3 protein-coding genes and 1 pseudogene are annotated in these 5,852 nt (G+C 62.8%); all 4 read left to right on the top strand.

The features are described 5' to 3' along the window. Window positions 1–55: 55 nt before the first annotated feature. Window positions 56–2,953: pseudogene (locus IY392_RS16635) on the top strand (type ISP restriction/modification enzyme); the annotation flags it as partial. Continuing rightward, window positions 2,950–3,870, top strand: a complete 921-nt coding sequence (locus IY392_RS16630; protein ID WP_194861825.1) for a restriction endonuclease — start codon at window positions 2,950–2,952, stop codon at window positions 3,868–3,870. The pseudogene IY392_RS16635 and the gene IY392_RS16630, both read left to right, overlap by 4 nt. Before the next feature lie 72 nt (window positions 3,871–3,942). After that, window positions 3,943–4,551 carry a hypothetical protein gene (locus IY392_RS16625; RefSeq protein ID WP_194861824.1) on the top strand — a complete coding sequence of 203 codons (609 nt, stop codon included), beginning with the start codon at window positions 3,943–3,945 and terminating at the stop codon, window positions 4,549–4,551. Window positions 4,552–4,559: 8 nt separating this feature from the next. After that, a complete protein-coding gene (locus IY392_RS16620; protein ID WP_194861823.1) occupies window positions 4,560–5,531 on the top strand; it encodes an exonuclease domain-containing protein in 972 nt (323 codons plus the stop codon). Window positions 5,532–5,852 lie beyond the last annotated feature (321 nt).

Genomic DNA, 5,852 nt, shown 5'->3' with positions numbered 1-5,852 from the left:
CCCAGCCTCTCAACCAGCCAGCCCGGGTGTCTCACCTCAGTCTGGCGGATAGGGGGATTCCACCAGCAGTGGTGGCACCGGGTCCGATGCAGGCTCTGACGGCTCGGGCGTTGCTGAGCAGACCAAGCAGATGGCGCTGTTCTCTCTGTCTGAGTGGACTGAGGCGATCTACACCAAGATCGTCGACAAGGTCGGCACCCGCACCTACTGGGAAGACTGGGCTGCCGATGTCGCCGACATTGCCGCCGCGCAGATCACCCGCATCAACGCGACCCTTGCCGCTGCGAGTCCCGAACTGGCGCAGGGGTTCGACGACTTCGTCGACGGACTGCGGGCGAACCTGAACGAGTCGATCAGCCGCGAGGACGCGGTCAGCATGCTCTCCCAGCACTTGATCACCAAGCCCGTCTTCGACGCCCTGTTTGAGGGCCATGACTTCGCCGCGCAGAACCCGGTCTCCAAGGTCATGCAGACCATGGTCGACCAACTCGCTAGCGCCAACCTCGACGCCGAGACCGCGAAACTCGACTCCTTCTACGACTCCGTCCGCGTCCGCGCCTCCGAGGTCACCTCCGCCGAAGGCAAACAGCAGGTCATCGCCGAGTTGTACGAGAAGTTCTTCAAGCTCGGATTCGCCAAACAAGCCGACGCCCTCGGCATTGTCTACACACCAGTAGAGATCGTGGACTTCATCCTCCGCGCCACCGACCAAGCCCTCCGCGACACATTCAGGCGAGGCCTGACCGACGAAGACGTGCACATCCTCGACGGGTTCACCGGCACCGGCACCTTCATCACCCGTTTGCTCCAGTCTGGACTGATCCAAGCTGCGGATCTTGCTCGTAAGTACGCAGGCGAGATCCACGCCAACGAGATCATGCTGCTCGCGTACTACATCGCCGCGGTGAACATCGAGACGACCTACCACGCCATCGCCGGTCACACCGACACCGCCGACTACGAGCCGTTCCCCGGCATCGTGCTCGCTGACACATTCCAGATCCATGAACACGGCGACGAGCTCGACCTCAAGGTCTTCCCCACTAACAACGACCGCATCACCCGGCAGCTGGCCACCCCGATCAACGTCATTGTCGGCAACCCCCCGTACTCGGTGGGCCAGGACTCGGCGAACGACCTCAACGCCAACGTCAAATACCCGCACCTCGATACCCGCATCGCTGAAACGTATGCAGTCCGCTCGACCGCCACTAACAAAAACAGCCTCTATGACTCCTACCTGCGAGCCTTCCGCTGGGCCACCGACCGCATCGGAGACACCGGTATCGTCGCCTTCGTCTCCAACGGTGGCTGGATAGACGGCAACACCGCTGACGGGATCCGCCTGAGCCTCGCCGACGAATACAGTCACATCTACGTCTTCAATCTCCGCGGAAACCAGCGCACAGCTGGCGAGCTCTCCCGAAGAGAGGGCGGCAAAGTGTTCGGAGCAGGCAGCCGGAACACCGTTGCCATCTTCATCGGCGTCAAGAACCCCACCCACACCGGCTCGTGCAACATCTCTTACCGTGACATCGGCGACTACCTCACCCGCGAAGACAAACTCCGCATCACCGCTGACTCCGGCCTGAACACCATCGACTGGACACCCATCACGCCCAACACCCACGGAGACTGGGTCGGCCAACGAGACGACACCTTCACCACCTGGCCCGCCATCGGCACCAAGAAACGCCAGCCCGGCCAGGTCACAGTCTTCACCTCATATTCGCGTGGTCTTTCCTCCGGCCGGGACGCTTGGTGCTACAACCACTCCCGCGAGAAGCTCGGCCTGAATATCGAGAACCTGCTTGATCAGTACCGAACCGTCAAATCCGAATTCGAGCAGCGCCATGGCGCGGCCAAGCTCACCGACCAGAACCTCACCCGATACCTGCAAGACCACCCCCGCCACACAGCGGGAGGCAAGATCAGCTGGAACCGTTCCCTCAAACAGCAACTCATTCGGGGTGCCCACCTCGAGTGGAGCGACGGGTTCGTCTTCCAGTCCACCTACAGGCCGTTTAGTCCGCAGTGGACGTACTTCGACCGGCGAGTCAACGACATGGTGTACCAGCTCGCCTCGATGTTCCCGACCCCCCACCACACCAACACCGGCATCGTTCTCACTGGAGCGGCGTCCCACTTCCAGTTCACTCCGTTCATCACGGACCTACTGCCGAACCTCCACTTGCTCGACACAGCGCAGTTCTTCCCTCGATGGACGTACGAGAAGGTCGACGGGACAGATGGCGGGTTCGATTTTGCGGGCGACGCCGAGGTCGATGAGTACGGGTATCGCCGGGTCGACAACATCTCTGATGAGATCCTCTCGCTCTACCGTCAGGCTGTCGGGCCCCAGGTGAGCAAGGACCACATCTTCTACTACGTGTATGGCCAGTTGCATGATCCGCACTACCGGATCTCCTATGCCGCTGATCTGAAGAAGATGCTGCCGCATATCCCGACCCCGGAGACTCGGGACCGGTTCGAGACGGTTGTTCGTGTGGGTCGGTGGCTCGCAGACCTGCATATGAACTACCAGAAGGTCGAGCCGTACCCCGTGAAGGTCGAGCTCAAGAAGGGCGCTTCTGCCGAGGACCGCGAGACATGGCGGGTGTCGAAGATGAAGTGGGGCCGCATCCGCGATGAGGAGACCGGCAAGCTCGTCAACGACCCGACCACGATCATCTACAACTCGAAGGTGACGATCACCGGCATCCCACCTGAGGCCGACGACTACATGCTTGGCTCCCGCTCCGCGCTTGGCTGGGTCATCGATCGGTGGCAGGTCAAGAGCGACAAACCCTCTGGCATCGTCAACGACCCCAACGACTGGTGCGACGAGGTCGGCGATCCGAAGTACATCGTCGACTTGATCGCCCGGGTCACCACCGTCGCCACCGAAACCAACTGGCTCGTCGCAAGCCTCACCACCGAGGACTCCCAGTGACGATCCCGGACTATCAGACCCTGATGCGCCCGGTCCTTGAGTACCTCGCCGACGGAGGCGAGCATCGGTTGCGCGACCTCAAAGAAGCGATGGCCGACCAGTTCAACCTGACCGCCGAAGAGCGGGCCCAGATGACCCCTTCGGGGCGCTCACGTCTGATCTACAACCGAGTTGGCTGGGCCACCTCCTACCTGGCCCAGGCAGGACTCATCCACCGTCCCCGACGCGGCTACTCGGTCATCACCGCCGAGGGGCGCCGTGTCCTCACCGAGCACCCCGATCGTGTCGACCTGCCAGTGCTCGAGCAGTTCGAGCCCTTCCGCGCCTTCCGCGACCGAGCACGAAACCGAGACGACAAGAAGACACCGCAACCCCCGGTCGACTTGGACGATACGACTGCCACCCCACAAGACCTCATCGACGCCGCGGTCCTAGAAAACCAGGCCACTCTGGAAACCGAACTCCTCGACAGAGCGCTCACCCTGTCCCCCACCGGGTTCGAAGACCTCGTGATCCGCCTGCTGGAGAAAATGGGCTACGGCAGAGCAGGCAACGTTGAGCGCACCAGCGCCAGCGGAGACGCCGGCGTCGACGGCATCATCAGCCAAGACCCCCTCGGACTGGACCGCATCTACGTCCAAGCCAAGCGCTACGCCCTCGACCGCACCGTCGACCGCCCACGCATCCACGAATTCGCCGGCGCCCTCCTAGGCAAACAAGGCGACCGAGGCGTCTTCATCACCACCTCGTCGTTCACCCGCGGCGCCCTACTGGAAGCCGAGCGAATCAACGCCCGCATCGAACTCATCGACGGCGCTCGCCTGGCCCGCCTCCTGGTCCAGTACGGCGTCGGAGTCCAGGAATCGCACACCGTGGTGCTGCACCGGATCGACGAGGACTTCTTCGAAGAAATTTAGAAACCGGCCATCGCGGATGCCCTCCGCGGTAGCTTTCCATGTGAACACCCCTCCGGAACCTCAAGGGGACGCATGGACTACCTCCCGCCCGTGGCGTGCGTTGAACTGTCAGCAGACCGCTTCTACATCTGCCTCATCGACGTCAACGGCGCCGCCGACTTGCCCCGCCAACTCGGCGGCTGGACAGTCGAACGTGACGACCGCGAGCTACTCCAGAGGCTTCTCTCGGGCCGGCTCGTCGTCAAGACGACGGACGACCCAATGCCCGAAGTGGACCAGGCGGAGATCGCCGGCTACTTCACCGTGGACGACACTCTCGGCAAAGTTGAGGCCGAGATCGCCGAGCTGAAGAACCGGTTCAACGCGGTTCTCGAATCGCCTGAGCGGCAAGGACTGGGCGCACTGACCGAACCACGATGGCCCGACCTTGAATTGCTCACCACCCGAACCCCCAACCCCCGGGCCTCACGGGAAGGCCAGGGGCGCGCAGCTTTCGCTCTCGGAGTCACCGTCAAAGATCTGGCCACCGGGTGGGGCAAACTGGAATCGATTCGTCTCAACGCGGCCTACCCACTGCCTCGAGACCCAGGATCGCCGAAGAGTCATCCTCGACAGTTCAGGTACTACCTCAACGATGATTCCAGTCCGGATGCTCGGCCTCTGCCGGTTGGTGGCCGATGAGCTCCGAGATGACCTTCGTCGCCTTCGACACTGAGACTGCCAACTCCAGCCGTGCCAGCATCTGCTCGCTTGGCGCGACAGTGGTCACTAACGGCGTCGTCACCGACGAACGGAGCTGGCTGGTCCGTCCCCCGGAGGGGCACGACGAGTTCTTTGCCCGCAATGTATCCATTCACGGCATCACCCCGGAGATGGTCCAGGACAAGCCCCGGTTCGGTGAGCTGTGGCCCGAAATCTCGCAGTATCTCGACGGCAAGACCGTCGTGGCGCACAACGCCTCCTTCGACACCAGCGTGGTGCGCTATGCATGCGAAACCTCTGGACACCCGTGGCCGGAGTGGACCTATGGCTGCACACTCGTCATGGCCCGGCAGGCCCTGGACCTGGTGTCCTACCGACTGCCGATAGTGGCCTCTCACCTGGGCGTGCCGCTGGAACGCCATCACGACGCCCTGGCAGATGCCCGCGCGTGCGCCGGTGTCCTGCTCGCGCTCGCCGACCGCAACGAGTGTGCAGACCTGACGCACCTGACCACCGCGCTGACGGTGAACCTCGGTCGCCTCTTTGCTGGCGGCTGGGACCCATGCAGGCAGACTCGCGCTCTCCGCTCCACCAGTCACGCTGCTCGCGGCCCATTAGTCATTCCCGAGGCGTCCATCGACGCCGATCCTGACCATCCCCTCTACGGGCAGGTTGTGGTCTTCACCGGAGGCTTGGGCAGCATGACCAGACAAGACGCCTGTGACGCGGTCGCACGCGTCGGGGCCACACCCGCCAAAGGGTTGACGCGAAAAACCACCGTGCTGGTGATCGGCGATGGATTCCGCGGCGACGACCTGGCCGAATTTCAGACCGGCAAAGCCCGCAAAGCCCTCGAACTGCGGGCCAAGGGACAGCCGATCGAAGTCGTGACCGAGGACGAACTGCTCGAACTCCTGACCATCGAGCGCAACACCACCGCATCAGTTCGGGCCGTATGACCGGGACTTGCCAGAATTGACCAAGCGGGCGCCGGCAAGCGTGCCCTACGGAGCCTCCGCCTGCGCGGGGAAGTGCCGATAATGTGTGTTTCGACAATCCGCAGCCGGCACGGCTCGCGATGGCAGGATCCAACTCCTAAGCAGACAAGCCGAAGCTGCTAGAACTGCTCGTTACCCAGGGCCTCGACGCCAATGCGAACTTGGAAAGTTCGCAGTTCAGACGCTAGTTGCCAACTCCCCCTCATCACAGGGCGGGCTCCTCACGCGGCTAGGAGCGTGGGTCAGTAACACGCCAGTTCAGGTCCGCTGATGGGGCGGGTT

Source organism: Dietzia sp. SYD-A1 (assembly GCF_015356725.1).
Lineage (GTDB): Bacteria > Actinomycetota > Actinomycetes > Mycobacteriales > Mycobacteriaceae > Dietzia.
Note: the sequence above shows the minus strand (reverse complement) of the source record. Positions and strands in the feature narration are given on the sequence as shown.